Source organism: Microbispora sp. GKU 823, from assembly GCF_002027145.1.
GTDB classification, from domain to species: Bacteria; Actinomycetota; Actinomycetes; order Streptosporangiales; family Streptosporangiaceae; genus Microbispora; species Microbispora siamensis.
In genome coordinates this window covers 42,790-69,098 of the sequence record NZ_MWJN01000019.1, presented here as the reverse complement: position 1 = coordinate 69,098, position 26,309 = coordinate 42,790, and the positions used below count along the sequence as shown (strand labels likewise).

Genomic DNA, 26,309 nt, shown 5'->3' with positions numbered 1-26,309 from the left:
GACCCCTGCCCAGGACTGTCTCGACCGGTTCGCGGCCGCCTGGCGCTACGTCTGATCCCCGATCACCAGTGGAACCAGTGAATGCGACGGCAACTGCTGCACACGAAGCAGGTGGCGTCGCGGTTGGCCCAGTCGAGATTCATGAACGTCATGCCCGTGGTCTGGAGTTTCCACCGGCGGTGCTCGAACAATTCGTTCTCGCACGTGTCGCATTTCAGATTGCGGCCGTTGGGGAGCGTGACCGGCTGTGGACGATCATTTCGTTCTGATGAAAGCGGGCCGCGGCGTCGTTCATCCGGAGGATCACCACCGGAGGGTGCACGGGGACGCGGAAAAGGTCAAGCCAGGTATCCGGGTATGGGCTACGGTGGCCGTTCGTGGACGTCTATGGTGCGATCGCCTCGTTCGCCGTCATCGTGGCGCTGCTCACGCTCACCCCCGGCCTGGACACGGCTCTGATCCTGCGCACGTCGCTGCTCGCCGGCAGGAGGTCGGCCTGGGCCGTGGTGCTCGGCATCCAGGTCGGCACCTTGCTGTGGGGCCTGCTCACGGCCGCCGGCCTGTCCGCTCTCCTCACCGCCTCCCACGTCGCGTACGAGGTGCTGCGGTGGGCGGGCGTCGCGTACCTGATCTGGATGGGCGGCAGGATGCTCTGGCACAGCCGCGCGAGCCGGGCGGACGACGCGGCGCCGCCGGACCCGCCGGACGCCGGATGGGGACGGGCGTTCCGGCGGGGCCTGCTGACCAACCTCCTCAACCCGAAGGTGGGCGCCTTCTACGTCGCGGTGCTGCCGCAGTTCATGCCCCAGGGCGTGCCGCACGCGGTGATGGGCGTACTGCTGGCGGGCGTTCACGTCTGCGAGGCGCTGGTGTGGAGCGCCGTGCTCATCGGGTTCACCGGGATGGTGCGCGGCTGGCTGCGCAGGCCGTCGGTCAAGCGCGCCCTGGACCGGCTCACCGGCCTCATCGTCATCGGCTTCGGTCTGCGCCTGGCGGTCCAGCAGTCCTGAGCCGCCCGTCGTACGGGCCGACCCCGCACACCTCGGGGACGGCGGCCATCGGGACCTCCTCGGTGAGGGCGCGGACCAGCAGGGCCTCGACGCCGCGCAGCATCGCCTCGGCGATGTCCGGGGGCAGGTAGGCGGTGTCCACGATGAGGCTGAGCCGGCCGGTGTCGGGGGCCGCGACGACCGTGAAGAACGCCTTGAAACGGACACCCGGCCAGGCGTTCGTGACGTACGTCCGGGTCTTCTCGGTGAGGCGGGCCACGTCCTCGTCGGGGCCGGCGGGAGGCAGGCCCGGCCAGGTGCCGACGGTCCTCCTGTCGTTGAAGAACGCGTCGAGGTCCGGCTCCCGGCCGCGGCGGCGGCCGATCTCCTCGCGCATGGCCTGCATCTCGAACGGGTCGTAGTGCGCGTTGCGGTACGCCCTGAGCGCCCCGCGGTGCGCGGCCCGGCAGGCGGCGGCGAAGTCCGTGGCGGGCAGATCGAGCACGAACAGGCCGTCCTGTTCCACGGTGCCGACCATCGTGCGGGTGCGCGCGTCGCGGCGGTTGCTGTGCACGAGCTGCATGACCGCGCGCGGACGGCCGCTCACGGTGGCCAGCACGGTGGCGCAGGCGGCGAGCAGCACGCTGGTCGTGCTCATCTTCCAGCGCTCCGCCAGCCGCTGTGCCGCGGTCGCGAGCGCCACCGACTCCATGCCGACCTCGATGAACCGCGGGTCCTCCGCCTCGCGCGGCGGATGGTCGAACACGTCCAGCGGTCCCTCCGCCAGCACCGAGTGCCAGTATCGGACGGACTTGGCCGAGCGGGCGGGGTACGGCTCCTCGCGCTCCGCGGCCGCCTGATCCAACGGCTGCCACTCGGCGGGCGGCAGTTCCTCGCCGCGCAGCAGGGCCTTCCACTCCTCCGACAGCGTGTTCAGCGCCTGGAAGTCCACCGCCAGATGGGAGAAGGCCAACGCCAGCGCCACCGGGCGGCCGTTCTTGACGACGACGGCGCAGCGCAGCGGCAGGTCCCGGTCGTGGGCGAAGGCCGTACGGCCCAGCTCGCCCGCGAGCCGCTCGGCGACCCGCAGCGCCCGGTCCTGTCCCGCCTCCACCAGGTCCACGGTCAGCTCGCCGCCCCGCCCGACCCGCTGCACCGGCCCTTCCGGCGTGAGGGCGAAGGTCGTACGCAGGCTCTCGTGGCGTTCGAGCAGCACGCGCAGTGCGTCCAGGACGCTGCCGAGGTCACGTCTGCCGTACACCGGGAGCACCCACGGGCAGCTCAGGAACGTCTGGCTGTCGCCCATCAGGTGGACCGCCCGCCAAATCAGTCGCTGTCCCCAGGTCAGCGGCGCCTCGCCGTCCCGTGTGCCGCTGAACGCCACCGTCACCACGAGCCCGTCGTCCCTCCGGTCGCCGGCTCGTCGCCGAGGCCGATCTCCACGCCGTCACCGAAAAGTTTCGACACGATGCCCACTCCATGATCGGCATAGAAATGCCACTCGGTCCGGTTTTGGTGCCCCCGGAAGTCCCCGTGCAAGGGAAGAATAGGCAACAGGTACGGAAAGGCAACAGTGAAAATCGAAAGTCCCTCTCCGAAACTTTCGAAGAGGAGGATCGAGGCTCGGGGTCACCACTTGTCCGGCACGCGGGGATCCGGTATGGCCGGCGGAGGCCGCGGCGTGCCGCCCGGCAAGATCGTTTGTCTGTCCGGCCTCGTACGATGTCGCCCATGACCAGCCACGGTTTCACGCTCACGGCAGAAGGCCCGTTCGACTTCGGCGCCACGTTGCGCTTCGTCGAGGACTGGCCGGCCACCAGCGGGCTGCCCTCCGACGGGCGGGCGCTGCGCTTCGCCTACTGCGCGGAGTCCGACTGGCTGCCGATCGGTGTGACCGTGACCGCCGCGCCGGACGGTGTCGCCGTCGTCACCACGCGGGCAGCCGGGCCGCGGATCCGGGGCGAGGTGGCGCGCATCCTGTCCCTCGACGTGGACGGCTCCGGCTTCGCCGAGGCCGGCGAGGCCGACCCGGTGCTCGGCGACCTCCAGCGGAAGAGTCCCGGCCTGCGCCCGCTGTGCTTCTGGACCCCCTGGGAGGCGGCCTGCTGGGCGGTGATCGTGCAGCGTTCGTCGATGCTCATCGCCGCCCGGCTCAAACAGCGCATCGCGGAGCGATTCGGAGCGAAGGTCGTCGTGGACGGGGAGACGTACGCCGCCTTTCCTCCGCCCATGACGCTGCTGCAGGCCGGTGGCCTCGGCCTGCCCGCGCAGAAGGAGGAGTGGCTGCGCGGGCTGGCCCGCGCGGCGCTCGACGGCGTGCTCACCGCGGAGCATCTGCGCGCGATCGACCCCCAGGAGGCGCTGGCCGAACTTCGCGCCCTGCCCGGCATCGGGCCGTTCTCCGCCGGTCTGATCCTGATCCGCGGCGCGGGCGCGCCGGACGCGTTCCCGGGCGACGAACCACGCCTGTTCGCGATCCTGCGCGAGGCGTACGGCCTGCCGGATGACGCTCCGCCTGCCGCGTACCGGAAGGTGGCCGAGGCGTGGCGGCCCTACCGCTCCTGGGCCTCCTTCCTGTTCCGCGCGTCCGGCTACGGCGTCATGGACGACGACCGGCCCCCGAGCCGATCAGCGCGAGGCCGCTGAGAAAACGATGAACGGGCCGGGGAACCGTCTCATCGTATTCTCATGCGGGCTGAACATTGGATGAGACTTCATCGTCCGGACCGCTTCTGCCGAATTGGACCGATCAACATCCACGCGCCCGCGCTGAGCTGGTGTCATAAGAATCGCGTAAGCGGGCCGCCATGGGCGTGCGAATATTTAAGGATCGTCTCGGCGGCGAAAAAGGCCGATACGTTCTTCGGTGAAGGCGAAATCCGGTGCGGGCACCCTCTCTGTCCATTGAATCCCGTGCCGGTGGTTTTCTCGAGGAGGAAGCAATGCGTGCAAAAGTGACCGCCGGACTGCTGACCGCCACCGTCGGCGCCTGCGTGCTCGTCCCGACGGCGTCGGCCTTCGCGGCGACCGGTGAGCCGGCCGCTCCGCGACCCGTGGCCACCACGACCCCCCAAGCAGGACCCGAAGCAGAACCCCAAGCAGGACCCGAAGCAGAACCCCAAGCAGGAAGCGAAGCAGGACCCCAAGCAGGACTCCAAGCAGGACTCCAGGCGGAATGACGGCAAGAAGGACTCCCGCCCGGCCGTGGCCACCTCGCTGACCATCACCGCCTCGGCGGGCGAGGAGACGGCGAAGCGGGCCCGTTATGACCGGCGCGCCAAGCAGTTGACGCTCTCGGGCTCGCTGACCTCCGGCCGGTCGGGCCTGTCCGCCCAGACCATCGCCGTCTACTTCCGCAAGACCGGCTCCACGCGCTACACGTACGTCACCTCCACGCGTACGGGATCGCGGGGGCAGTACAGCGTGAAGGTGGACAACGGCGGAACGGGCACCTGGAAGGCCGCCTTCGCGGGCACGTCGGCCAAGCAGCAGAGCTCGGCCACGGTGAACGTGGCCTGACACCCACGCCACGACCGGGGGCGCGTTTCCCAGAAGCGGGAACGAGAAGCGGGAACGCGCCCCCTGTCTTCCGGCCGCGGCGATCGCGTCCCGGATCGCGGGCCCGGCCGTCTCGACCGGCATGGTGTTCGCCTTGACCCTGACGTAGCAGGAGGCTCGACGATCAGGGCATGAGCGAGTACATCAGTCCAGTTCCCATGCCCGCGCTCGACGCGACCGCGCCCGAGATCTACCGGGATTACTACGGCATGCCGATGTTCGTGACCATCCCCACCCGCGACCTCGCGGCGTCGAAGGACTTCTGGACTCGCGGGCTCGGGTTCGTCGACCTGTTCTCCGTACCGGATCGACTGACCCACCTGCGGCGCTGGGCCTTCCAGGACGTCCTGCTCGTGCCCGCGGAACAGGTGGGCGAGGTTCCGGCGATGAGCGTGAGCTTCGCCTGCGTCCTCAGCCAGATCGACCAGATCGCCGCCCGCTGCGAGGAACTCGTGCCGGGATGCACCAGCGGCCCGAGGGAGATGCCCTGGAACTCCATCGAGCTGACGGTCGTCACGCCCGAGAACGCCCGGGTCGTGATGACGGCCGCTCAGCCGCTCGATCCGCGCAGCGCCCGGGCGGACGACCTGCGGGCGATAGGCATCGAGGTCCCAACCGAGTGAGCATCCCGTACGCCCGTCTCCGGCCTTGGGCCTGTGGCGAGGTCGGCGATACTGGGCCGGTGACGAGCGACGCCCACCGATGGGAAACGGCCATCACCGGCCCGGACGGTTCCGACGGCCTCACCGTCGGCCGGGCGGCCGCGCTCGTCGGGGTCAGCGTGAAGACGCTGCACCATTGGGACGCGATCGGCCTCGTACGCCCGAGCGGGCGCACCTGGGCCGGATACCGGGTGTACTCCGGTGACGACGTCGCGCGGATCCACCGCGTCCTCGTCTACAGGGAGATCGGGTTTCCGCTCGCCGAGATCGGCCGGATCCTCGACGACCCGGGCGCTGGCGCGCGCGACCACCTGCGCCGGCAGCGGGCGCTGCTCGTGGAGCGCATATCCCGTCTGCAGAAGATGGTCGGCGCGGTCGACCGCATGCTGGGGGCGTCGAGCACCGGCATGCGGTTGACCCCGGAGGAGCAGGTCGAGATCTTCGGCGACGACTGGCAGCCCTCCTGGGTCGACGAGGCCGAGGACCGGTGGGGAGACAGCGCGCAGTGGGCGCAGTACGCCGAGCGGGCCGGCGAGATGACACCGGAGGACTGGAAGACGGTCGCGGCCGAGACCGGCGCCCTGAACGCCGACTTCGCCGCCGCGAAGCGTGCGGGCGTCACGCCCGGGTCCGCCGACGCGAACGCCCTCGCGGAGCGGCACCGCGCGTTGATGTCGAGGTACTTCGACTGCACGCACTCGATGCACGCCTGCATCGGGCGGATGTTCGCCGCCGACCATAGGTTCGCGGCCCACTACGACGCGGTCGTGCCGGGCCTGGCCGTCTGGCTGCGCGACACGATCTGCGCGAACGCCGAGGCGCACGGCGTCGACCCGGAGTCCGCGACCTGGCGGTAGCGGGCGAGGTCCGGCAGCGTCGTCAGCGCAGGCCGAAATGGGGAAGGCAGGGCTCCAGGCCGTGGATGCCGACGGGAATTGGGCTGGTGAACGCGCCGTGGTCCAGGCGCAGGCGCCGGCCGATGGTTCGCCGGCCGCGCAGCGTGGGCAGGCGCAGTTGCAGCCGGGGCGTGCTCAGGCGCAGCTTGAACAGAGGCCAGTGATCGGGCATTGCCACAAAGTGGCCAAGACGCTGTGGCGGGTGGCAAGAACGTCAGTCGTCAGGCCAGCGCCAGGCACAGCGCGAATGGGACGGGGATGAGCACAGCCGCGCCGGCCCAGGCCGCCAACCTTCGTCCGGTCTCAAGTGGGAAGACCACGTCGATCACCACCAGCAATGCCAGCATGAGGACGCCGGTCGCAGCCAGGAGAAGCATGACGATGCTCGCGTGATCGAGAGTGGTGTAGTTACAGTTGGTGAGATCCGGCTTGGCAAGGTCCTCCGTGCTTTTGCAGTCCATCGGCATGTACTCGGTCAGCAGCCACCACGCCAGATAGAGCGGCACAATCGCGGGCACGCCGAGCCCCAGGTTCACCAGAACGGGACTCCAGAGGCCACCCCTCGTTCCTCCCTTAAGCCGGGCACGTGCATCAGTCCTGTTCCGGGCCATCGCCACGCTCTTTCTCGTGCTCCTGCCGGCTTCTGAGGAGAATCGGGAACCACCTCGTATGACATGCGGAGGTTACTCGGGGGAGCCCCGGGTGAGGAACGAGCGTCGGGTCTGCCTCGACAGCTTGGGATCCGCACGGTGAACGGCATTCCCGCATTTACCAGGTCGAGCCCCGCGAACCCGATGAACTCCCCGTGCCACAAACTTCCACGGCTCAGAAGCCGAAGCCGTTCCGGTCCAGGTTGATGCTAGGCCTGCGGCGGCCTCGAAATGAGAATGGCCCACTTCGCGCCTGCGGGCACCTCTACCCTGATGCTACGAACGGCTACGTCGTCAGGGATCATGCCGAAGTCGAGACTGATCTACGTGAACAATCATCGTCCCACTTGCTCCGACGCAGTCGAGGGCGAGACGAAACGACGCCCTCATCTTGAGTTTTGTGCTCCAGGCGGAGTTTTGGCCCTGTTCATCGACGTGATGAAGTAACACTTTTCCTTTGATGCCCCGCGCAAGATCAGCGAGAGGGCAAGATTATGGCAGTCATACTTCCCGCACCAGTCGCTCTGGCCTGACGCTCCTACGTGCAAGAGGTCTGGTGGGGAGATACTTCATCGTTGCCTTGCGGTGTGTTCGGGAAGGCCGTTACGAGTTCTCCTTGTCCGGCGACAGAATCTGGAGGGCGGCATTGGCCGCGTGCAGGACGCTGATCCATGCGGGATGGTCGAGGTAGGCATGGTCTGGGGCGGTGGGTCCAAGGTCATCGAGAACGCGAAGGAGGGCGTCGAACACGACATGGTAGATCACGGCTGAAAGGTGCCGTTTCAGGACGCTAAGGCTGTCCTTTCCCGGTATCCCTGGTGGTCTCCTGGCGTCGTTTGATCAGGGCAGGGGTGCCTTCGTGGCAACGAGCCTGGGTGACGGCGATGCGATGCGATGTGGTGTTGAGTTGCCTGTTTTCGCCGCAGTTGGGGCGGTGACGGTCATCGTCGCCGCTCCAGGCGGGGATCGGGGCGATGCTGCTTCCGCGTTGTCTCGGGACTCATGTAGTAGTGCAGCAAAGCGTTTTCGCCTGCTGCGTTCAGCCACTCGGCTCGGGCGCTTGCCACACGTTGCCATCCGGCACGTTCGTACAGGGCGATGGCCGCGTGGCCGTCGTCGGATACGTCGAGCACGAGAGGTATTCCTAGATCGGCGGCCTTCTTGCCGACCACGTCGAGGAGGCGAGTGGCATGCCCGTAGCCTCGCCACTGAGGAGTGACGAAGAGCCGGGTGATCGATCCGACCGGACCGGCCGGCGTACCGATGGCCCGGGCGAGGGGCGGTTCAAGCGTTGCCGCGTCCAGCTGTGAGAGCCCCACGTGTCCGACGACGTCAGAGCCTTCAACCGCCACCCATGCTTGAACAAGGTTGGAAGGTGTCAGCCATCGCCCGGGATCGGCGGGCCAGTCCACCGGGTAGCGATCGGAAGCATGCACGGTGGCGAGAGCATCGATGCAGGCACGCAGATCCTTGATGGTTCTTGAACGGATCAAAGGGCTCATCACCCAGCGATTTTCTCAGGGGTGGACTTGATCAGGTCAGCCAGGATCAGAACCTGTATTCGTGGACCGTTGGGGACCCGGCTTCCGTGTGGAGCGGGTGACGGGAATCGAACCCGCGCTGTCAGCTTGGGAATGGCATGGATCACGGCCGTCAGGGTCACTGACCTGGGGTGGGGTCGGTCACGAGTGACGGTGGTTGCCCCCTCGTTACCCTCCTTAATGCCCCGTACCGGCGATCTGGCTGTCGGCCGTCTGCTACTCCTCGACGGTCCATCCTCGGCCGAGGCTGCGGAGCAGTTCTTGGACCAGCCCTCGTGCCTGTGTGTCGTGCTCTGCGATGGTGCGCATGGTGTCGGCTGCTTGCTCTACCCGCTGCATTATTGCGGGGATGATCTCGACTCGGTGTCCATCCTGATCTGTGTACGCCTCGAAACCCGGTTCGGGTTGGAAGCATCCCCACCAATCCGAAAGGACGCATAGGGCGGTGTTCCTTGGCGCGCCGGGGCAGGTGGCAATGATGTGCAGCAATACGTCTGTGCCTGCGACAGCGGCCGGGTAGAGGGTGCCGGCGTGATCATTACCGACGACTGAGCGAATACCGCGGCCCCGATCCTTGTCAGCCCATGTCGTCCGCATCAAGGCCCTGAACGCCTCCGTCACACATTGGGGCGAGTACCACTTCGGGCCGGGAATTGCAGCCCAGTCCACGGATTGGAGATCCACGAAGGTCAGCGTACGAGAAGGAGCCGACCCGTGGCCTGACAACGCGGCGCGTACAGCCCGCCCTCCTGATCACCCCGTCCGCCGTCGACCGGCCTTGGTCTGCTCGGCTTGTCCCGGGTCTTCCATCACGCCCTGGAGTACGCGGTGGAACTGGAAGAGCTTTCGGCAAATCCGCTCGACCGGTTTAAGCTGCGCCGGACCAAGACGAACGGCGAGATAGACCGGCCCGTCGTCGTCAATCCGGCCCAGGCGCGGGAACTCCTCGTCGCGCTCACCTACTGCGGTCGTAAGCGTGGGCCGATGCTCGTGGCAATGTTCGCCTGCATGTACTTCGGCGACCTGCCGAGGCGGCCGGGCTGCGTGCGAAGGACTGCCACCTTCCCGAATCCGGATGGGGCCTGCTGACGCTGGAGAAGGCTCGCCCCCAGAGCAACAAGCGGTTCACCGATTCGGGAGAGGGCCACGACGAACGGGGCCTCAGTATCGGGAGGAGACGACGACGCGAGACGTTCCCTTCCCGCCGCCGGAACTGGTGAAGATCCTGCGCACGCACCTGGAAACCTTCGGGATGGCGAAGGATGGCCGGCTGTTCCGGACGAGGACGGATGGCGTGATCACGGGCTCGGCGTACGCGAAGATCTGGAAGCAAGCCCGCAGTTACGCCTTCACTCCAGAGCAGGTCGCCTCGCCGCTCGCGGCCCGGCCGTACGACCTGCGCCACACGGCCGTCTCGTTGTGGCTCAACGCAGGAGTCCACGCGCCGGAGGCGGCTGAGCGCGCCGGTCACGGCGTGGACGTCATGCTGCGCGTCTATGCCAAGTGCATCGACGGGCAACGTGAGATCGCCAACCAGCGCATAGATGGCGCCCTGGCCTCATGAGTGATCAATCGCGGAATACTGATCTGGTGGAACTCTCCCCCGAGCTCAGGAATCGTCTGGCTGAGCTGAGAGGTGATCTCCTCTGGGGACGCCTCTCCGGGACCGCCCCGGAGGCCGGTTGGCTGGCCTGCGAACTGATCGAAGCGGGGCTCGACTCTCCAGCGGTGTGGGAGCTGGCGGGCTGTGCGCTGTCCACCGGATCAATGACGGAGGTTGAGCCGCTCATCCGCGAGGTGATGACGGAGAGCGGCTTCCCACCCATCGATGTGCAGCGCAAGCCGTGGGAGGTCGCCCGCGATGTAGCGCAGGGCATAGCCGAAGGCACACTCCCCATCGGTAAGGGTGCGGACTTCCTGATCCTCGAACTCAGAGACAAGTGCGACGGTCCCGAGGGGATCTTCTGGCTGATGATGCTTATCGACGACTGGGAGGCAGGGCGGGCAACTCCACCGAGCGACGACGAACTCCGCGAGCAAGCACGAAAGATCGCCGACGCCGCAAGCCACCGGCTTGAGGCGTTGAAAGATCAGGATTCGTAGAAGTGGGAACCGCGCCAGCCAAGGGTCTCGGGTCACTCCGGGGCCCTTCGGCATTCTTCGGGTGGGTCTCATCCCGCAGAGGTTCCGGAAAGCGCCGCGCGACCTGGGAGAACGCGACCAACATCATCCCGCGTATATCCCGTGACTGGCGACAAGCGGCGGCTCTCGGCGGCGTACGCGATCACCACATGATCAAGCAGAAGCCCAGGTCAGAGGCCAACCAGGCTAGGTGGGGAGCGCGCCCTGAGGGATTCGAACCCCCGACCGTCGGATTAGAAGTGGGATCGCCGTTTCTCGTCCCGGTGCAGGGCTGACCTGCGCGTGATCTCTCCGATGCTTCCGGACGGGGCAAGGTGATTCCGAGCACATTCCGGATCTTGGTCTGTGGTCCGGCCAGAGGAACGATCCAGAGGTTGGCACGACGATCTTGTCAGGAGTGAGTGACGATGAGTCGGGTCAACTCTCTAAGGTAGTCGCTAGGTTGAAATCCGCTTGATCTTCGAGTTGCGCCGTCCACGGTTGTAGTACGTAGCTTCGCGTTAGGAAAGTCGGGACTAGGTGTGCCTGTAGGGACCCCTCGTATCTTCTCGATCGTCCGGTGACACTTTGTCATCGCCGACACGAGCTCCTTGTACGTTAGGATGTGTGGACCGATCACCATGGATGCATTCGACAATCGAAGTGAATATGGATCAGCCTTATCGAAAATCGGGCTATTTTTATACTTCTGCTTACCGAGAATCTTTCGTCGGAGTGTTCCATGGCGTTACGTAGGAACTTCAGGCGCTCTTCCTGGCGTTGCGTTAGAGTTGGCGCTCCTCGGCCTACCTTATTCTCTCGAAGTGCTCGCGCAGTCAGAACTGCACGATGAGTTGCGCTCACACAGTTTTCCATGTGGTCGATAGCTCTAAGGTAGGGGCTTGTGCGCAGTCCAGAATGAGGCGAGACGAAGACCAGCAATTCAGCTCGTGCCGCGTCGTATTCCCGGAGTGCTTTATCTGTCAATCTGACGAAATTCGTGAATAGGCCAACCGTCGTTCGATCCGGTGGGAGGCCAGACGGAAGACCCGAGAGGGCACGATCCAGGAGAACGTTGAGCGTACCGTTATTCGAAAGGTGATCTACCGCGGGCATTGCAAGCGCTTCCCGGGTCAGGCTGACACGATCGGTGCGGGGCATGGAACGGGAGTATGGCACTTAGTGCACGCCTGGGGCACCCATATAGCATGCCCCGGACCTCTTGTCAGAGCCTGCGCAGCTCGACCGGCCTCGGGGAACAGGAGAGGCGGCGGGCATCGCATAGCCTGCAGGGACACGCTGTCCCTTTGCCCGCCTGTGGCCTGTTTCGGCCGAACCAAACCCGGGCTGTCAGCTTGGGAATTGCATGGATCAGGTCTGTAGGGGCGCTGACCTGGGCGTGAAGCCGATCATGAGTGACCGTGGTTGCCCCCTCGTCACCCTGCCTAATGGCACGACGATCAGCCCGTGACCTGGCCTTTCCCGCGCGGTGCGCACGCCTCCGCCTCCTGATCACCCCGTCTGCCGTCGACCCGCCCGAAGGGGAAGCGGGCCAAGGCCGCCGGGTCCAGGTGGAGCGCCCGACTGGACGAACGACCTGGACCCGGCGGCCTTGGTCTGCTCGGCTTGTCCTGGGTCGATGGCGGACGGGGTGATCAGGCTCCTACCTCAACCAGCTACGGCCGGCCATGGTGAGCAGGCCTCTGTTGATCACCCCGGAGCCGGAGTGCCCCCGCCAGAGGCCGCGATCTCTTATGCTGATCTCAACGCTTACTTCCTGTTTCGTGGTGGCTGCCCGGCTGCCACGTCGTACGTGACACGTACGTCCCAAAGCCATAGGGAGTACGCAGACCCCGGTGTGCGGGCCTTCGCGTTGGCCCAACTTGTTCTCGGGATCTGCGCCCTTGGCTCAGGGGCCGGGAGAAGGCTCAAATGATGCCCGAGTTGGTTGGGCATGTCCTCGATGGTGTTCCTGTAGTCCTTGCGGGAGTTGTCGTCTGGTCGATTCGGGTCCTACCCGGACAGCTTGTTCGGCTGATCCTCGGGGCGAAGGCGCTGAAGAAGGCAAAGGCGTCAGATGTTCCCGCTGTCATGGATTCACTGGCGCGATGGCAGGCTGGCCCGAAGACGGTGAGAGCCGCGCTCGGTATCGAGCCCCCTGAAAGCCAGTCTCAGGAGTAGAGGAGCGTTCTCGCGCGCTGGGCGGCCCGAGCCGGCCGCGCGCGAGAACGGCCTCCAGGCCGCACGCGCAGCGTGCGGCCGGGCGTAGGGCCGCGAGCGGCGCGTAGCGCCGCCCTTGATCGCCTGACCTTGGTGCCTCGGCAGGTCCCAAGCCGACGACGGAGGGATCAGCCGTTACCGTAGCCACCTTCTGTGCGGTGACGGGCCCATGCGTCCTGCCGATCACCGCAGCGCCGGAGGTTCCCCTCTGAAGCTGGGACAACGTCAGGGTGGCCGACTCGGGTTGGCACCCTTCCGAATGCTCGGGGTCTCGGAATCGTTCCGGAAGTTGGCGGAATCCGCCTGGCGACCTGCGGAAACGTGGCCAAGATCATTCCGGAGATATTCCGGGAGTGGCCGCCTGAGGTTGCATCTGGTGGCGTCCGGCTGCATCCTCGGCGACAGCCCGATCATGTGAAGGGCCAGCTCAGAGGGCATCTGGGCTGGGTGGGGGAGCGCGCCCTGAGGGATTCGAACCCCCGACCGTCGGATTAGAAGTCCGATGCTCTATCCAGCTGAGCTAAGGGCGCTCGTGCCTAATTCTGCATGATCCGGGGACCGGGTACACACCCGGTTTCCCGGACATGGGCCGGACCACCCCTCCGGCGGGCCTTCGAGCCTGGTGGCGGTGCTCGTCAGGGATGGCCGGCCGGCCCAGCGCCGGCGCTGCTCAGGTCCTTGTCCGGGCCCCTGCGCGCGAGGGCGTCCCTGATGCAGGGAACTCGCCTGGCCGACTGCGGTCGGGTGATCTCGCGGCTACACTGCATCGCCATGTCCGTACGCGAGATCCCACTCGTCGGAGATGTCTCCGAGGGGGTCGTACGGGTGGGCGCGACCGTACGGCGGCCGATGCGGCCCTCGTCGCCGTCGGTCCACGCGCTGCTGCGGCACCTGGAGTCCGCCGGGTTCGACCGGGCGCCGAGGGTTCTCGGGATCGACGAGCGGGGCAGGGCGATCCTCACGTACGTCGAGGGCGTGGTGCCCGCACACCCCCTGCCTGCGTACGCGGTGAGCGACGAGGCGCTGACCACGCTGGCCCGGCTGCTGCGGCGCTTCCACGACGCGGCGGCCTCGTTCAATCCGCCTCCCGGCGCCGTATGGGAGAACGGCTCGGCGCCGGAGGGCCCCGCCGAGCTCGTGGGCCACTGCGACGTCACCCCGGCCAACGTCGTCTTCCGCGAGCGGCCCGGCGCGGGGCTCCTGCCGTACGCGCTGATCGACTTCGACCTGGCCAGGCCGACGACGCGGCTGTTCGACGTGGTCACCACGTTGCGGCACTGGGCCCCGCTCGCCGATCCGCTGGACCGCGATCGGCTGCAGCGGTCCCTGGACGCGGCGGCCCGCGTGCGGCTGTTCTGCGACGCGTACGGCCTGCCGGCGCGGGACCGGCTCCTGCTGGTGGAGACGGCCAGAGTGCGGTTCGGCCGCTCCTACGCAGTCATGCGCGACCGGGCCAGGACGCTCGGCGGCGGCTGGGCGCGCATGTGGGACGGCGGCGCGGGCGGACGGATCAGACGCGCCGCCGCCTGGCTCGACGCCAACGAGGACGCGATCCAGCGCCGCCTCCTCGGCGACGATCCCATCTCGTGACAAACGGGCACGTACGGCAGAATGCCTGCGTGATCCGGATCATGGACGGTGCCACGGCGGCGGGGCTGCTCGCCGGGGCCGCGATCGACGCCGCGGTGGGGGATCCCCGGCGGGGCCATCCCGTCGCGGTGTTCGGCAGCCGGGCCGCCGCCCTAGAAAAGCGCATATATCGGAATTCGCGGTTAGCGGGGCTGGCGTACACCACCGTCTGCGTCGGCGCCGCGACGGTCGTGGGGCTGCTCGCCGAGCGGATGACCCGGTCGAGCCCGGTCGCGCGGGCCGCGGTCACCGCCGCCGCCACCTGGGCGGTGCTCGGCGGCACGACGCTGGGCAGGGAGGGCGCGCTGATGGCCAGGGCCCTCGATGACGGCGACCTGGCCGCCGCCCGCGCACGCCTTCCGCACCTGTGCGGGCGCGACCCGTCCGGGCTGGACGCCGCGGAGCTCGCGCGGGGCACGGTCGAGTCCATCGCGGAGAACACCTCGGACGCCGTCGTCGCCCCGCTCGTGTGGGGCGCGCTCTTCGGCGTGCCCGGCCTGCTCGGCTACCGCGCGGTGAACACGCTCGACGCGATGGTGGGCCACCGGTCGCCGCGCTATGAGAGGTTCGGCTGGGCCTCGGCCCGGCTGGACGACGTGGCCAACTACGTGCCGGCCCGGCTGACGGCCCTGCTCACGGCGGGCCTCGCCGGCCTGGTGGGCGGTTCCCCGCGCCGCGCGGCGGCCGTCCTCGTGCGGGACGGGCACCGCCATCCCAGCCCCAACTCCGGACGCTGCGAGGCGGCCTTCGCCGGCGCCCTCGGCGTACGCCTCGGCGGGGCCAACGACTACGGCGGCCGGGTCGAGCACCGCCCGGACCTGGGCGACGGCCCCCGTCCGGCCGTCTCCGACATCCCCAGGTCCGTACGGCTGGCGCGCGCGGTGTCGTACGCGTCGGTCGGCCTGGCCGTCGCCGCACGCCTGGTCCGCGGAAGGGATCGACGATGAGTGCACTCGTCCTGCTGCTGGTCCTCGCGGTCGTCTTCAGCGTCGTGGTCGCGGTGGTCGTGGTCGCCGTGCTGGTGGTGCGCGCGTCACGGCAGCCCGCGCCGCCACCACGAGATCGGAATGATCCGCCCCAGGATTGGTAGGTTCGACGGCATGGGCGGAGAAAGCGGAGAGCACCCGGTCCTGCTGGTCTTCGACGGCGACTGCGCCTTCTGCCAGGCGTGCGTGAACGCCGGGCACCGGTTCCTGCCGTACATGCCCGTCGTGCGGGCGTGGCAGGGCCTCGACCTCGGCGCGGCGGGCCTGACGCGCGAGGAGGTCGCGGCCTCCGTGCAGTTCCTGGGCCCGGACGGACTGCGCGCCCACGGCGCGCGCGCCGTCGCGCTGCTCCTCGCCCTGCAGCCGCGCGCGGCCTGGCGCGCGGCCGGCCGGGTGATGTTGACCCCGCCGGTGAGCTGGGTCGCCGAGGCGGGCTACCGGCTGGTCTCCCGCTACCGCCACCTCCTGCCCGGCTCCACCACGTGCGGCACGTCGTGACCTCCGCTTTGCCGAAGGTGGGAACAAACACGACCGGCAAGTGTCCGGAAGCGGGCATACCCCGCGCCTGACGGGAGCGCCACCATTGCGGCATGACAGCAGTGGTGGAGACCGAAGGACTGACGAAGTTCTACGGTACGAGACGAGGCCTCGAGGACCTCACCCTCGAAATCCGGCCAGGCGAGGTCTTCGGCTATCTGGGCCCCAACGGCGCCGGCAAGACGACGACGATCCGGCTGCTCCTCGACGTGATCCGGCCGACGTCCGGCCGGGCGACCGTCCTCGGCGCCGACACCCGCGATCCGCGCGTACGCGCCCGGATCGGCTACCTCCCGGGCGAGCTGGCCCTGGAGGGCAGGGAGCGGGCCCGCGACTACCTCCAGTTCCTCGCCGACGTACGCGGCGGGGTGAGCCGCGGCAGGCTCGACGAACTGGCCGAGCGGCTCGACGCGGACCTGTCCATCAGGATGGGCGAGCTGTCCAAGGGCAACAAGCAGAAGGTCGGGCTCATCCAGGCGTTCATGCACGAGCCCGAGCTGCTCATCCTGGACGAGCCGACGAGCGGTCTCGACCCGCTGGTGCAGCAGGAGTTCCTGGCCATGGTCCGGGAGGCGCGCACGGCAGGCCACACGATCCTGATGTCGTCGCACGTGCTCGCCGAGGTGGAGCACGTGGCCGACCGGGTGGGCATCGTGCGCGCGGGCCGCCTCGTCGCGGTCGAGGACATCGCCGCGCTGCGCGAGCGGGCCGTACGGCACGTGGAGCTCCACTTCGACGCGCCGGTGCCGAAGGAGTCGTTCGAGGGGCTCCCGGGCGTACGCGACGTGGTCGTCCAGGGGGCGAGCCTGCGCTGCACGATCGACGGCAGGCCCGACGCGCTGATCAAGGCGGCGGCCCGTTACACCGTGGTCCACATGGTCAGCGCGGAGCCGGACCTCGAGGAGATCTTCCTGACCTACTACAGCGAGGAGGAGGGCCGCCATGCCCACGCTGGTGCGTAAGAGCCTGGGGGAGTACCGCCGAGCCCTCGTCGGCTGGACGGTCGGGCTGTGCGCGTTCCTCGGGATGTACATCTCGATCTACGCGAGCATGATGAACGACCCCGAGACGTTCAGCAAGCAGGCCATCGCCAAGTATCCGGGCGCGTTGAGGGACCTGATGGGCGGCATGGCCGACATCGCGACCGGGCGCGGCTATCTCCAGGCGGTCGCCTACCAGCTCCTCGGCCCGCTGCTGTTCACCATGTGCGCCGCGATCCTCGGCAACCGGGCCATCGCCGGCCCGGAGGAGGCCAAGACGCTGGAGCTCACGCTGACGCTGCCGATCGACCGCAGGCGGCTGCTCCTGGAGCGCTGGGCCGCGCTGGCGCTCGGCCTGCTCGCGGTGGCGCTGGTGACGCTGGCCGTCGCCACCGGGGCCTCGTCCGCCGCCGACATGGACGTGCCGTTCGGCAGCATCCTCGCCGCGCACACCGGCCTGTTCCTGCTCGTGCTGTTCTTCGGGACGCTGACGCTGTGCGTGGGCGCGGCGTTCGGGCGCAAGCAGGTCGCGCTCGCCGTGGTCGGCGTGTGGGGTGTCGCCGGATACATCGTGGAGACCATGGGCAAGAGCATCGACGCGATCTCCTGGCTGCGCTGGATCTCGCCCGTCCACTACTACCTCGACGGCAGGCCGCTCTATCAGGGCTGGCCGTACGGTGACTACCTTGTGCTGCTGGGTGCGACGGCCGTCCTCCTCATGACGGCGCTGCTCGCCTTCGAACGGCGTGACGTAGGAGTCTGATGGACAGCGTTCTCGCTCGCGTGAGCGAGGCGACCGGGGTGCCCGCCGACTTACTCGGCGGGTTCCTGTCGGTTCTGGCCGCGTCGGCCGCCACCGGCAGGCTGCCCGGCCGCGCCGACATGGACGGCCTGCGCGAGTGCGGCGCCCTCGCCGCCGAGCGCGGCATCCCGCTGCGGGTGCTCGCCGACGCCTGCCTGCACGCCGCCGAGATCACCGCCGGCGGGACCTTCGGCGCCGTACGCCGCGGCATGGCGGCCTACATCGAGGGATACGAGGAGGCCCAGCGCGCCGCACTCCGGCAGGAGGAGGAGGCCCGGCGCATGTTCGTCGACGACCTGCTGCAGGGCAGGGCGGACGCCGAGCGGGCCGAGCACTTCGGCCTACGGCTCGCGGGGGCGTACGTCGTGACCGTGGCCAGGCCGGACACCCCGGTGGCGGCGGGCGACCCGCTGGCCGGGAGGATCGAGCAGGCGCTGGTGGCGAGGTTCGGGTCGCACAACATCCTGGTCGCCGTCCGCGACGGCCTGCTGGTGTGCGTGTCCCCGGGCGCGCTGACCGCCGCGAGCGGCGAGTTCACCCACCGCGTACGCTCCGCGCTCACGGACTGGCGGGTGGGGGTGGGGCGCCCTCACCAAGGCCCCGGCGGGATCGTCACCTCCTACCGGGAAGCGGTCAACGCGATCGACCTCGGTGAGCGACTGGGCCTGCGGGCCCAGGTGCTCAAAGCGGCCGACCTGCTGGTCTTCCCGGTGCTGCTGCGGGACAGGGAGGCGATCGTGGACCTCGTCTCCACCGTGCTCGGGCCGCTGACCTCCGCCCGCGGCGGGCCCGAGCCGCTGCTGGAGACGCTGGAGGCCGTCTTCGCCTCCCAGGGCAACCACACGGCGGCGGCGCGCAGGCTCGGCGTCAGCACACGGGCCATCACCTACCGGCTGGAGCGGATCAGGAGGCTGACCGGCTTCTCGCCGAGCGATCCCACGCAACGGTTCACACTGGAGACGGCCGTGCTCGGGGCCCGCCTCCTGGAGTGGCCGGCCCACCCTCTGGTCTGATCGGAACATCCCCCGCGACTGGACGTTCAGGGGATCAGCAGCAGCTTGCCGGTCGTCCGCCTGCCCTCCAGGTCGTCGTGGGCGCGCCGGGCCTCGGCGAGCGGGTAGCGCTGGGAGATGTGCACCTTCAACGCGCCGGAGGCGACCCAGCCGAGCAGGTCGTTCGCCCGCGACAGCAACTCCTCGCGGGTGGCCGTGTAGTGCGCGAGCGTGGGCCGGGTCAGGAACAGCGAGCCGCCCGCGTTGAGCCGCTGCGGGTCGAACGGCGGGACGGGGCCGCTGGCCGCGCCGTACAGCGCCATCATGCCGCGCGGTCGCAGCGACGCGAGCGACCCGTCGAACGTCGCGGCGCCGACCCCGTCGTAGACGACGTGCACCCCGGCGCCGTCGGTGATCTCCTTGACGGCCTCGGGGAAGCCCTCGTAGCCGACGACCTCGTCGCGCCCGCCTGCCGGGCGAGCTTCTCCTTCTCGGGACTGGAGACCGTGCCGATCACCCGGGCGCCGCGGAGCTTGGCCATCTGGACGAGCAGCAGGCCCATGCCGCCGGCCGCCGCGTGCACGAGCACGTCGTCGCCCGACCGGATCGCGTACGTGGAGTGGGTCAGGTAGTGCGCGGTCAGCCCCTGGAGCAGCACCGCCGCAGCGAGGTCGGGTGACAGCCCGTCGGGCAGCCGGACCACCTTGTCCGCCGGGACCACGGCCTTGGTCGCGTACGCGCCGACCGCGCTGGCGGAGGCGACCCGGTCGCCGGGCACCACGTCGGTCACGCCGGGGCCGACGGCCGTGACGGTCCCGGCCGCCTCCGCGCCCGGGATCAGCGGGAGCGGCAGCGGGTAGCGGCCCTCGCGGTGGTAGACGTCGATGAAGTTGACGCCCGTCGCCGCCACCTCGACCAGCACCTCACCGGGGCCGGGCTCGGGGTCGGGCCGCTCGGCGTACTCCAGCACCGAGGAATCACCGTAAGCGGGGACGACGATGGCATGCATGCGCAACTCCTGTCTTTCGGGCTCGGCTCCTGTGATCCCCAACCGGCCGGGCCTTGTCGGTTGTTCCCGTCGGAAAGGGTTGTTCAGAAGCCCGTAGGAGTGATCTTGCCGATCGCGGTGCCCGATTCGAGGATCCGGTTCATGTGCGAGTTTCGGCCGATACCGACTTAACCGCCTCGCTTGCTTGGGCCGGTGAGGTACGCCAGGGGGCGCCGTGGCCGGGGAGCACCCAGGACGCCGACAGTCCGGCGATCCGGCCGAGGGAGGAGAGTGCTTCGGATGGGTCGTCGGTGAAGGGCGCCGGCTGGGGGCCCGCACGCCCGGTGAGGACGTGCCGCGTGGTCAGGGCGTCGCCGACGAAGACTGCGTCGGCGAGGGGGACGTGCACCGCTACGCTGCCCGGTGAGTGTCCCGGCATGCTCACGATCATCGGGCTGCCGGGCAGGTCCAGGACGTCGCCGTCGCCGATTTCGGTGACGTCGCGGACGTAGCGGGTGCGCAGGCCGTTCTTGCGGATGGAGTAGCCGATGAACCTGAGCGTCGGGCCGAGACGCATGGGGCCGATCGCGACCTTGGGCTTTTCTCCCGTGCGGGTGCGGACGGCGTCGGCGGCATGCACGAACACCGGGACGCCGTGCTTCACGCCGTTGCCTCAGAACATTCCGTGGGGAACCTGCGGCGCTTCCGGCACCGGCTGGACCACATCCCAGTGCTCGACGATCTGCTCGTCGATCAGTCGCCAGACGTCGATGACGGCGACGCCGCGCGGGTCGTCATCCGTGGCCATGTGGTAGTGCATCACCACGTGATCGTCGTCGGCGATGACCCGTTTGAGGTCGAGCCGGGCGCGGGCCACGGGAGCCTCGGCGATGAACGCGATGAACGCCTCCCGCCCGGAGGGGTTCCCCGGGCTGTGCTCGATGAAGTCTTCGTGCAGGAGCGTGCGGAGCACGTCGATGTCCCCCGCCGCGAACCGGGTGAAGCCGTGGAGGACCAGGTGCCTGTTGCGTGCGGCTTTGCTGCTGTCGTTCATGCGGGCCACCGTCGCAGCAGCCGCTCAGCTCTGTCGATTACATGCCATGTAATCGAGGTGATCGATGAGGCGGGACGATAATCGCCGCATGATTCAGGACCGGCCGATCGGCGAACTGCTGCGTGAGTGGCGGCACAGCAGAGGGCTCAGCCAGCTCGATCTGGCGATTCAGGCGGACGTGTCCGCCAGGCACGTCAGCTTCGTAGAAACGGGACGGACCATTCCCAGTAGCGCGATGGTGCTGCGCCTGGCCGAGCATCTGGGCGTCCCGCTGCGGCAACGCAACCGCCTGCTGGTCGCGGCCGGGCACGCGCCCGTCGTCCGAGAACGGCCGCTGGAAGACCCACATCTGGCATCAGCACGGAATGCCCTTGAGCAGATCCTGCGAGGGCACGAGCCGTATCCGGCGTTGGCCGTGGACAGTCGCTGGAACTTGCTGTTCGCCAACACGGCGATCGACGTCTTCCTGGAGGGCGTCGATGCGTCGTTGCTGCGACCGCCGGTCAACATGATGCGGCTGGGCCTGCATCCGGGCGGGTTCGCGCCGCGGCTGCGCAACCTCGAACAGGTCCGCGCCTACCTGCTGCCCAGGCTCGCCCGCCAGGTGGCGCAGAGCGGTGATCCTGAACTGAGCGCGCTCTATGAGGAAATGCTGTCCTACGGCCCCGCAGGTGATCCACCGCCACCCGATCCCGCCGACATCGCGCTGCCCATCCGAATCCGCCATCGCGGAGCGGAGCTGTGTTTCATCAACACCATCACGACGTTCGGCGCCGCCTTCGACGTCACGCTCGAAGAGATCGCCGTCGAGGCGTACTTTCCCGCCGATGACGACACCGCCCGCTTCTTCCGGACAGGAGTCACAGGGCCCCCTGAATGAGAGCGCACGACACTTCGACCATGCCGGGCGGAGTGACCGGTGCCCGCTCACCGGTGCCCGCTCACCTGCGCCCGCTCACCTGCGCCCGCTCACCTGTGCCCGCTCACCTGTGCCCGCTCACCTGTGCCCGCTCACTGGGGGCCGCGGGAGACGAGCCGGCGAAGTAGCGGCACGTCGACGCTCTCCAGCGTCGGCACCGCCGTCACCCCGCTGACGCGCCCGAGGAGCCGACCATGATGACGGCGCACCCGGCGGACCGGGCCGAGGCGACGCCGGTCGGGCTGTCCTCGACCGCCACGCACGCCGCCGGATCGACGCCGAGCCGCGCGGCGGCGGCCAGGTACGGATCGGGGGCCGGCTTGTTCCTGACGCTGTCCCCGGCGGCCACCGACAGCCGGAAGCGGTGCTCGCCGACGGTCTCGAGCACCAGGTCCACGACCGGACGTGGGGACGCGCTGACCAGCCCGGCCGGGATCCCGGCCGTGCACAGGGCCTCCAGCAGCGCGACCGCGCCGGGGAGCGTGGTCACCCCGTTCTCGAGCCGGTCGGTGAACGCGTCCGTCAGCAGGGCCTCGACGGCCCGCGCCCCGGGAGCCCCGGTGGTGTCCAGGGCGGCCGTGATGTGCAGGGCGGCGTCCTCGACCGACAGGCCGAACAGCGCCTCGCGGTCGGCCTCCCCGAGAGGGGAGCCCAGGCCGTCCGCGACCTCCACGCAGGCGTCCCACCACAGGTCCTCGGTGTCCACCAGCGTGCCGTCCATGTCGAACAGGACCGCAGCCGGGCCGCACTCTCTAGACGACATCGGGTTCGGGGACCGCCGCCGCGGCTCCGGTCTCCGAACGGGCCGACACGAGCACGGGCCGCTCGACCAGCCCGATCCGTACGGCGGTGCCGGGCGCGAAGCGCGCCGAGTCGTGCCCGGGAACGTCGGCCAGCACCTCGGTGCCGTCGCCCAGGCGGACCCGCAGGCGGGCGGTGGAGCCGCGGAACGACGACACCATGACGATCCCGTCGCCCTCGGCGTCGGGTGTGACGAGCACGGCCTCGGGCCGCACCAGCACGTCCGCCTGTGCCGTGTCCGGCGCCTGGCCCTCCACGGGCAGCGTCTGCCCGAGGACGGTGACCCGGTCGCCCGACACCAGGCCGGGCAGGTGGTTCATCGCCCCGACGAACTCGGCGACGAACGGGGTCGCGGGGCGTCGTACAGGGTGGCGGGGCGGCGACCTGCTCCAGGCGGCCGTCGCGCAGCACGGCGACCCGGTCGGCCATCGACAGCGCCTCCTCCTGGTCGTGCGTCACGAAGATCGTCGTGATGCCGAGGGAGAGCTGCAGGCGGCGGATCTCCTCGCGCAGCGTGACCCGCACCTTGGCGTCGAGCGCCGACAGCGGCTCGTCCAGCAGCAGCACCCTGGGCTCCAGGGCGAGCGCGCGGGCCAGCGCCACGCGCTGCTGCTGGCCGCCGGACAACTGGTGGGGGTAGCGGTCGCCGACCGAGGGCAGGCCGACCAGTTCCAGCAGTTCCTGCGCGCGGGCGTGCCGCTTGGCGGCGGGCACCTTGCGCACCCGCATGCCGAAGCCCACGTTGTCCCTCGCGTTGAGGTTGGGGAAGAGGCTGTAGGACTGGAAGACCATGCCGGCGTCGCGCCGGTTGGCCGGCACGCGGGTGATGTCGGCGCCGTCCACCAGCACTTCGCCCTCGTCGGGCTGCTCGAAACCGGCCAGGCAGCGCAGCGCGGTGGTCTTGCCGCACCCCGACGGGCCGAGCAGCGCGATCAGCTCGCCGGGCTCCACCGTGAGGTCGAGCCCGTCCAGCGCGACCGTGCTGCCGAACCGCCGCCGCAGGCCGCGGAACTCGACCCGGGCGCCGTTCATGATCCACTCCTTTGCCTCGCACCGGCGGACGACAGGGCGAGCAGCAGCAGCCAGGTGATCAGCAGGCTGAACACCGAGACGGCCACCGACACCTGCGCCTGTGAGCCGGAGATCCGGTAGATCCAGTTGGGGAAGGTCTGGAAGCTGAGCAGCCGGGCGATCGTGAACTCCCCGAGCACCAGCGCCAGCGTGAGGAACGACGCGCTGGCCATCGCCGACCGCATGTTGGGGATGATCACCCGCAGCAGCACGTGGGGCCACGACGCCCCGAGGTTCCTGGCCGCCTCCGACAGCGTGCGCACGTCGATCGCGCCCAGGCCCGCGTCGAGCGAGCGGTAGGCGAACGGCAGCGCCAGCACGACGTAGGCGAGCACGAGCACCACCGGGAAGTCCGGGTTCTGCACGGCGATGATCGTCTGGTAGAGAGGTGTGCTCGCCAGGTAGTCGGGCCCCCACCGCAGCACGGTGCTGATCCCGGCCACGAACGTGATCGGGGGCACCACAAGCGGCAGCGTGCAGACCACCTCGAGCACGGGCCGCAGCCCCGGCGCGCCGAGCCGTACGGCCACCGCGGCGGGCAGCGTCAGCAGCAGGACCAGCACGATCGTGGCGACGCCGAGCCCGAGCGACAGCAGGAGGCTGCCGCCGAAGCCCTCGGCGGAGAAGATCTGGCCGTACGCGTCGAGCGAGAAGCCCTGGTTGGGCGCCTTCACGGTGAAGACGAACGACGCGATCAGCGGGACGAGGAAGTAGACGGCGGCGAGCACGAGGACCACGCCGCGCCACACCCGGGGACGCCGCGGCCGGCCGCCGCGCCCGGGCGCCGTGGCAGGGGCGAGCTGTGTGGAAACCTGGGGGGTCAGCGAAGCCATCGGGCGCTCCTTCGCTGCAGCGGGAGGTAGACGGCCATGACCAGGCCAGCGACCACGATCATGTCGAGGCTGAGGGCCAGCGCGACGTTCTCGTGGCCGATCAGGACGTTGCCGGTGAGCGCGTCGGCGATCTTCAGGGTGACCAGCGGGACGGTGGACCCGACCATGGCCTGCGCCGTGGCGTAGGCCGAGAACGCGCCGCCGAACAGCAGCACGACCCCGCCGAGCAGCGCAGGGGTCAGCACCGGGATCCCGACGTACCGCCAGAACTGCCAGGTGCTCGCGCCGTTGTTCTGCGCGGCCTCACGCCACTGCGGGCGCAGCCCGTCGAGCGCGGGCACGACCGTGAGCACCTGAAGGGGGATGGAGAAGTACAGGTAGACCAGGGTGAGACCCCAGAAGTTGTACAGGCTCCATCCGTGGGCGCCGAGGCCGAGGGTGGTGGTGACGACGCCCGAGTTGCCGAGCGTCGCGATCCAGGCGAAGGCCAGCGGCACGCCGCCGAAGTTGGCCAGCACCCCGGAGGCGGTCAGCACCGCCTCGCGCAGTGCCCGGAACCTGGAGGTCACCACGGCCTGGGCCAGGAAGGTGCCGAGCACCCCGCCCAGCACCGCCACGAGCGCCGAGAGCTTGACGCTCCCGGCCAGGGCGGTCAGGTACGCGCCCTGGAGCGACTCGGTGAGGTTGGCGGTGCTGAGCGTGCCCTCCTTGGTGAACGTGCCACCGAGGAGGACCAGCATCGGCACGCCGAAGACGATGACGACGAAGACCAGCAGGGGCAGGGCCGCCCACCGGCTCTTCGACCGCGTACGGCTGTCGCGCACGATCTCAGCCCGAGACCGCCGCGCCCCACCCGCTCGCCAGGACCTCCTTGGCCTTGTTGACCTGGTCGGGAGTGGGGAACGTGGGGGTGCCCTCGACCTTGGGGAGCTGGGCGACCATGGCGGCGTCCGCGCTGCCGTCCTGCTGCATGGAGGGCAGCAGCACCGGGCGGGCGTAGCCCTTCAGCCACAGGTTCTGGCCCTCGGTGCTGTAGAGGAACTCCTGCCAGAGGCGGGCGGCGGCGGGGTGCGGCGCCCACTTGTTGATCGCCTGGGCGTAGAAGTTGGCGTACTGGCCGTCCGCGGGGATGGCGATCTTCCAGTCCACGCCCTTGGAGGAGAACTCCTTGGCGTAGCTGGCCTGCAGGTAGTCCCAGTCGAGGGTGATCGGGGTCTCGCCCTTCTCGACCGTGGCGGGAGTGGCCTCGACGGGGTTGAAGTTGCCGTTCTGCTTGAGCTTCTTGAAGAAGTCGATGCCGGGCTGGATGTCGTCGAACGAGCCCTGGTTGGCGAGCGAGGCGGCGTACACGCCGGCGAAGGCGGCGCCGGCCTTGGTCGGGTCGCCGTTGAGCGCGACCATGCCCTTGTACTCGGGCTTGAGCAGGTCGGCGAACGTCTGGGGGCAGGTCTTGACCCGCTTGGCGTCGCAGCCGATGGAGATGTAGCCGCCGTAGTCGTAGTACCAGGCGCCGCCGGGCTCCTTCTGCCCGTCGGGGATCTTGTCCCAGCTCTGCACCTTGTAGGGCGCGAACAGGCCCTCCTGGGCGCCGCTGAGCGCGAAGGCGCTGCCGAGGTCGAGCACGTCGGGGGCGCGCCCCTGGCCCTTGAGGGTCTTGACCGCGTTGATCTCGTCCTGGCTGGAGCCGTCGGGGTTGTCATTGGTGATCTTGATGCCGTACTTGGCCTCGAACGCCTTGATGACCTCGCCGTAGTTGGCCCAGTCGGGCGGCAGCGCGATGGTGTTGAGCTGCCCTTCCTTCTTGGCGGCCTCCACCAGCTTGTCCAGCCCGCCGAAGTCCTGGGCGGAGGTCGCGGAGGCTGCCTTGGAATCACCCGATCCCGAGCCGCCGCCGGCGGTCGTGGGGGCGGCGCCGCATGCCGCGATCACTGAGGTGGTTATCGTGAGCGCGGCCACGAGGCCGGCGGTACGTGTGGACAACGGTCCCTCCCACTGTGGTGCGTGGATCGAACTTAGGCGAACTTGTACAAACAAGCCAGAGCTAGTAAGTCGCATATCGATGTCAGTCGCGTGAACGGAA

Annotated in this window: 28 protein-coding genes, 1 tRNA gene and 2 pseudogenes; 16 read left to right on the top strand and 15 right to left on the bottom strand. The window is 69.0% G+C overall.

Going from position 1 to position 26,309, the window contains the following annotated elements:
- Nucleotides 1-377 precede the first annotated feature (377 nt).
- Complete coding sequence (locus tag B1L11_RS12945) at nucleotides 378-1,010, top strand: LysE family translocator (RefSeq protein ID WP_179155115.1); 633 nt, start codon at nucleotides 378-380, stop codon at nucleotides 1,008-1,010.
- Here the strand turns inward: B1L11_RS12945 and B1L11_RS12940 are convergent.
- Nucleotides 970-2,382 carry a condensation domain-containing protein gene (locus tag B1L11_RS12940; RefSeq protein WP_079314692.1) on the bottom strand — a complete coding sequence of 471 codons (1,413 nt, stop codon included), beginning with the start codon at nucleotides 2,380-2,382 and terminating at the stop codon, nucleotides 970-972. The genes B1L11_RS12945 and B1L11_RS12940 overlap by 41 nt on opposite strands.
- A gap of 338 nt (nucleotides 2,383-2,720) precedes the next feature.
- Here B1L11_RS12940 and B1L11_RS12935 point away from each other — a divergent pair, with 338 nt between their 5' ends.
- The 4 genes from B1L11_RS12935 to B1L11_RS12920 all read left to right on the top strand — a co-directional run bounded on the left by B1L11_RS12935 (nucleotide 2,721) and on the right by B1L11_RS12920 (nucleotide 6,066).
- On the top strand, nucleotides 2,721-3,635 hold the full coding sequence (locus B1L11_RS12935) for a DNA-3-methyladenine glycosylase (protein ID WP_079314691.1): 915 nt from the start codon (nucleotides 2,721-2,723) through the stop codon (nucleotides 3,633-3,635).
- Nucleotides 3,636-4,019: 384 nt separating this feature from the next.
- Nucleotides 4,020-4,508, top strand: coding sequence for a hypothetical protein (locus tag B1L11_RS12930; RefSeq protein WP_079314690.1), 489 nt, complete (start codon nucleotides 4,020-4,022; stop codon nucleotides 4,506-4,508).
- A gap of 170 nt (nucleotides 4,509-4,678) precedes the next feature.
- Nucleotides 4,679-5,170, top strand: a complete 492-nt coding sequence (locus B1L11_RS12925) for a VOC family protein (protein WP_079314689.1) — start codon at nucleotides 4,679-4,681, stop codon at nucleotides 5,168-5,170.
- Between the two features lie 59 nt (nucleotides 5,171-5,229).
- Nucleotides 5,230-6,066, top strand: a complete 837-nt coding sequence (locus B1L11_RS12920) for a MerR family transcriptional regulator (protein ID WP_079314688.1) — start codon at nucleotides 5,230-5,232, stop codon at nucleotides 6,064-6,066.
- Nucleotides 6,067-6,088: 22 nt separating this feature from the next.
- On the opposite strand, the gene B1L11_RS46760 is transcribed toward B1L11_RS12920, so the two are convergent.
- From B1L11_RS46760 to B1L11_RS12905, 4 genes are all read right to left on the bottom strand, one after another.
- Nucleotides 6,089-6,277: a hypothetical protein gene (locus B1L11_RS46760; protein ID WP_079314687.1), complete on the bottom strand. Its 189-nt coding sequence runs from the start codon at nucleotides 6,275-6,277 to the stop codon at nucleotides 6,089-6,091.
- Nucleotides 6,278-6,326: 49 nt separating this feature from the next.
- Nucleotides 6,327-6,641, bottom strand: coding sequence for a hypothetical protein (locus B1L11_RS12910; protein WP_079314686.1), 315 nt, complete (start codon nucleotides 6,639-6,641; stop codon nucleotides 6,327-6,329).
- A 717-nt stretch (nucleotides 6,642-7,358) separates the two neighbouring features.
- Nucleotides 7,359-7,520, bottom strand: a complete 162-nt coding sequence (locus B1L11_RS46755) for a hypothetical protein (RefSeq protein WP_179155114.1) — start codon at nucleotides 7,518-7,520, stop codon at nucleotides 7,359-7,361.
- Nucleotides 7,521-7,696: 176 nt separating this feature from the next.
- Nucleotides 7,697-8,257 carry a GNAT family N-acetyltransferase gene (locus B1L11_RS12905; RefSeq protein ID WP_079314685.1) on the bottom strand — a complete coding sequence of 187 codons (561 nt, stop codon included), beginning with the start codon at nucleotides 8,255-8,257 and terminating at the stop codon, nucleotides 7,697-7,699.
- 867 nt (nucleotides 8,258-9,124) lie between these two features.
- Here B1L11_RS12905 and B1L11_RS53920 point away from each other — a divergent pair.
- The 3 genes from B1L11_RS53920 (at nucleotide 9,125) to B1L11_RS12895 (ending at nucleotide 10,399) form a co-directional block, all read left to right on the top strand.
- Nucleotides 9,125-9,385, top strand: coding sequence for a hypothetical protein (locus B1L11_RS53920; RefSeq protein ID WP_306291646.1), 261 nt, complete (start codon nucleotides 9,125-9,127; stop codon nucleotides 9,383-9,385).
- Between the two features lie 127 nt (nucleotides 9,386-9,512).
- The gene (locus B1L11_RS53915; protein WP_306291645.1) at nucleotides 9,513-9,860 is read left to right on the top strand and encodes a hypothetical protein; all 348 of its coding nucleotides are present in this window, start codon (nucleotides 9,513-9,515) and stop codon (nucleotides 9,858-9,860) included.
- Between the two features lie 26 nt (nucleotides 9,861-9,886).
- Nucleotides 9,887-10,399 (top strand): hypothetical protein, encoded by a 513-nt coding sequence (locus B1L11_RS12895; RefSeq protein ID WP_079314684.1) that lies wholly within the window; start codon nucleotides 9,887-9,889, stop codon nucleotides 10,397-10,399.
- A gap of 2,694 nt (nucleotides 10,400-13,093) precedes the next feature.
- On the opposite strand, the gene B1L11_RS12890 is transcribed toward B1L11_RS12895, so the two are convergent.
- A tRNA-Arg gene (locus B1L11_RS12890) sits at nucleotides 13,094-13,167 on the bottom strand.
- A gap of 241 nt (nucleotides 13,168-13,408) precedes the next feature.
- On the opposite strand from B1L11_RS12890, the gene B1L11_RS12885 reads away from it, so the two are divergent.
- From B1L11_RS12885 to B1L11_RS12860, 7 genes are all read left to right on the top strand, one after another.
- Complete coding sequence (locus tag B1L11_RS12885; RefSeq protein WP_079314730.1) at nucleotides 13,409-14,227, top strand: aminoglycoside phosphotransferase family protein; 819 nt, start codon at nucleotides 13,409-13,411, stop codon at nucleotides 14,225-14,227.
- Nucleotides 14,228-14,268: 41 nt separating this feature from the next.
- Nucleotides 14,269-15,213, top strand: coding sequence for a cobalamin biosynthesis protein (locus B1L11_RS12880; protein ID WP_079314729.1), 945 nt, complete (start codon nucleotides 14,269-14,271; stop codon nucleotides 15,211-15,213).
- Nucleotides 15,210-15,356 (top strand): hypothetical protein, encoded by a 147-nt coding sequence (locus tag B1L11_RS46750; protein ID WP_179155113.1) that lies wholly within the window; start codon nucleotides 15,210-15,212, stop codon nucleotides 15,354-15,356. The genes B1L11_RS12880 and B1L11_RS46750 overlap by 4 nt, the downstream gene beginning before the upstream one ends.
- A 10-nt stretch (nucleotides 15,357-15,366) precedes the next feature.
- Entirely contained in the window at nucleotides 15,367-15,750 is a 384-nt protein-coding gene (locus tag B1L11_RS12875) for a thiol-disulfide oxidoreductase DCC family protein (RefSeq protein WP_179155112.1), read from the top strand.
- Nucleotides 15,751-15,842: 92 nt separating this feature from the next.
- Nucleotides 15,843-16,751 (top strand): ABC transporter ATP-binding protein, encoded by a 909-nt coding sequence (locus B1L11_RS12870; protein ID WP_079314682.1) that lies wholly within the window; start codon nucleotides 15,843-15,845, stop codon nucleotides 16,749-16,751.
- On the top strand, nucleotides 16,732-17,532 hold the full coding sequence (locus B1L11_RS12865; RefSeq protein ID WP_079314681.1) for an ABC transporter permease subunit: 801 nt from the start codon (nucleotides 16,732-16,734) through the stop codon (nucleotides 17,530-17,532). The genes B1L11_RS12870 and B1L11_RS12865 overlap by 20 nt, the downstream gene beginning before the upstream one ends.
- On the top strand, nucleotides 17,532-18,584 hold the full coding sequence (locus B1L11_RS12860) for a CdaR family transcriptional regulator (RefSeq protein ID WP_079314680.1): 1,053 nt from the start codon (nucleotides 17,532-17,534) through the stop codon (nucleotides 18,582-18,584). The genes B1L11_RS12865 and B1L11_RS12860 overlap by 1 nt, the downstream gene beginning before the upstream one ends.
- Nucleotides 18,585-18,610: 26 nt before the next feature.
- On the opposite strand, the pseudogene B1L11_RS12855 reads toward B1L11_RS12860, so the two are convergent.
- From B1L11_RS12855 to B1L11_RS12845, 3 genes and pseudogenes are all read right to left on the bottom strand, one after another.
- Nucleotides 18,611-19,572 (bottom strand): annotated as a pseudogene (locus B1L11_RS12855) (quinone oxidoreductase).
- Nucleotides 19,573-19,711: 139 nt separating this feature from the next.
- The gene (locus B1L11_RS12850; RefSeq protein ID WP_079314679.1) at nucleotides 19,712-20,215 is read right to left on the bottom strand and encodes an MBL fold metallo-hydrolase; all 504 of its coding nucleotides are present in this window, start codon (nucleotides 20,213-20,215) and stop codon (nucleotides 19,712-19,714) included.
- Nucleotides 20,216-20,224: 9 nt separating this feature from the next.
- On the bottom strand, nucleotides 20,225-20,605 hold the full coding sequence (locus B1L11_RS12845; protein WP_079314678.1) for a nuclear transport factor 2 family protein: 381 nt from the start codon (nucleotides 20,603-20,605) through the stop codon (nucleotides 20,225-20,227).
- Nucleotides 20,606-20,693: 88 nt separating this feature from the next.
- Here B1L11_RS12845 and B1L11_RS12840 point away from each other — a divergent pair, with 88 nt between their 5' ends.
- Nucleotides 20,694-21,485 (top strand): helix-turn-helix domain-containing protein, encoded by a 792-nt coding sequence (locus tag B1L11_RS12840; RefSeq protein ID WP_079314677.1) that lies wholly within the window; start codon nucleotides 20,694-20,696, stop codon nucleotides 21,483-21,485.
- 202 nt (nucleotides 21,486-21,687) lie between these two features.
- Here B1L11_RS12840 and B1L11_RS12835 read toward each other — a convergent pair whose 3' ends face one another.
- The 6 genes and pseudogenes from B1L11_RS12835 to B1L11_RS12815 all read right to left on the bottom strand — a co-directional run bounded on the left by B1L11_RS12835 (nucleotide 21,688) and on the right by B1L11_RS12815 (nucleotide 26,209).
- Nucleotides 21,688-22,287, bottom strand: coding sequence for an HAD family phosphatase (locus B1L11_RS12835; RefSeq protein ID WP_256862490.1), 600 nt, complete (start codon nucleotides 22,285-22,287; stop codon nucleotides 21,688-21,690).
- Complete coding sequence (locus B1L11_RS50585; protein ID WP_256862489.1) at nucleotides 22,277-22,645, bottom strand: TOBE domain-containing protein; 369 nt, start codon at nucleotides 22,643-22,645, stop codon at nucleotides 22,277-22,279. Before B1L11_RS50585 ends, B1L11_RS12835 begins: the two co-directional genes overlap by 11 nt.
- A gap of 283 nt (nucleotides 22,646-22,928) precedes the next feature.
- Nucleotides 22,929-23,357 (bottom strand): annotated as a pseudogene (locus B1L11_RS50580) (ABC transporter ATP-binding protein); the annotation flags it as partial.
- A complete protein-coding gene (locus tag B1L11_RS12825) occupies nucleotides 23,354-24,229 on the bottom strand; it encodes an ABC transporter permease (RefSeq protein WP_079314676.1) in 876 nt (291 codons plus the stop codon). The pseudogene B1L11_RS50580 and the gene B1L11_RS12825, both read right to left, overlap by 4 nt.
- Nucleotides 24,217-25,053, bottom strand: a complete 837-nt coding sequence (locus B1L11_RS12820; protein WP_239108758.1) for an ABC transporter permease subunit — start codon at nucleotides 25,051-25,053, stop codon at nucleotides 24,217-24,219. The genes B1L11_RS12825 and B1L11_RS12820 overlap by 13 nt, the downstream gene beginning before the upstream one ends.
- 4 nt (nucleotides 25,054-25,057) lie before the next feature.
- Nucleotides 25,058-26,209: an ABC transporter substrate-binding protein gene (locus B1L11_RS12815; RefSeq protein ID WP_256862488.1), complete on the bottom strand. Its 1,152-nt coding sequence runs from the start codon at nucleotides 26,207-26,209 to the stop codon at nucleotides 25,058-25,060.
- Between the last annotated feature and the right edge of the window lie 100 nt (nucleotides 26,210-26,309).

What these genes read in the sequence shown, in the direction of transcription:
- B1L11_RS12935 (WP_079314691.1), top strand. Translation starts at nt 2,721, where the DNA reads ATGACCAGCCACGGTTTCACGCTCACGGCAGAAGGCCCGTTCGACTTC.
- B1L11_RS12925 (WP_079314689.1), top strand. Translation starts at nt 4,679, where the DNA reads ATGAGCGAGTACATCAGTCCAGTTCCCATGCCCGCGCTCGACGCGACC.
- B1L11_RS46760 (WP_079314687.1), bottom strand. Translation starts at nt 6,277, where the DNA reads ATGCCCGATCACTGGCCTCTGTTCAAGCTGCGCCTGAGCACGCCCCGG.
- B1L11_RS12905 (WP_079314685.1), bottom strand. Translation starts at nt 8,257, where the DNA reads ATGAGCCCTTTGATCCGTTCAAGAACCATCAAGGATCTGCGTGCCTGC.
- B1L11_RS12885 (WP_079314730.1), top strand. Translation starts at nt 13,409, where the DNA reads ATGTCCGTACGCGAGATCCCACTCGTCGGAGATGTCTCCGAGGGGGTC.
- B1L11_RS12880 (WP_079314729.1), top strand. Translation starts at nt 14,269, where the DNA reads ATGGACGGTGCCACGGCGGCGGGGCTGCTCGCCGGGGCCGCGATCGAC.
- B1L11_RS46750 (WP_179155113.1), top strand. Translation starts at nt 15,210, where the DNA reads ATGAGTGCACTCGTCCTGCTGCTGGTCCTCGCGGTCGTCTTCAGCGTC.
- B1L11_RS12875 (WP_179155112.1), top strand. Translation starts at nt 15,367, where the DNA reads ATGGGCGGAGAAAGCGGAGAGCACCCGGTCCTGCTGGTCTTCGACGGC.
- B1L11_RS12870 (WP_079314682.1), top strand. Translation starts at nt 15,843, where the DNA reads ATGACAGCAGTGGTGGAGACCGAAGGACTGACGAAGTTCTACGGTACG.
- B1L11_RS12865 (WP_079314681.1), top strand. Translation starts at nt 16,732, where the DNA reads ATGCCCACGCTGGTGCGTAAGAGCCTGGGGGAGTACCGCCGAGCCCTC.
- B1L11_RS12860 (WP_079314680.1), top strand. Translation starts at nt 17,532, where the DNA reads ATGGACAGCGTTCTCGCTCGCGTGAGCGAGGCGACCGGGGTGCCCGCC.
- B1L11_RS12845 (WP_079314678.1), bottom strand. Translation starts at nt 20,605, where the DNA reads ATGAACGACAGCAGCAAAGCCGCACGCAACAGGCACCTGGTCCTCCAC.
- B1L11_RS12840 (WP_079314677.1), top strand. Translation starts at nt 20,694, where the DNA reads ATGATTCAGGACCGGCCGATCGGCGAACTGCTGCGTGAGTGGCGGCAC.
- B1L11_RS12835 (WP_256862490.1), bottom strand. Translation starts at nt 22,287, where the DNA reads ATGTCGTCTAGAGAGTGCGGCCCGGCTGCGGTCCTGTTCGACATGGAC.
- B1L11_RS50585 (WP_256862489.1), bottom strand. Translation starts at nt 22,645, where the DNA reads ATGAACCACCTGCCCGGCCTGGTGTCGGGCGACCGGGTCACCGTCCTC.
- B1L11_RS12825 (WP_079314676.1), bottom strand. Translation starts at nt 24,229, where the DNA reads ATGGCTTCGCTGACCCCCCAGGTTTCCACACAGCTCGCCCCTGCCACG.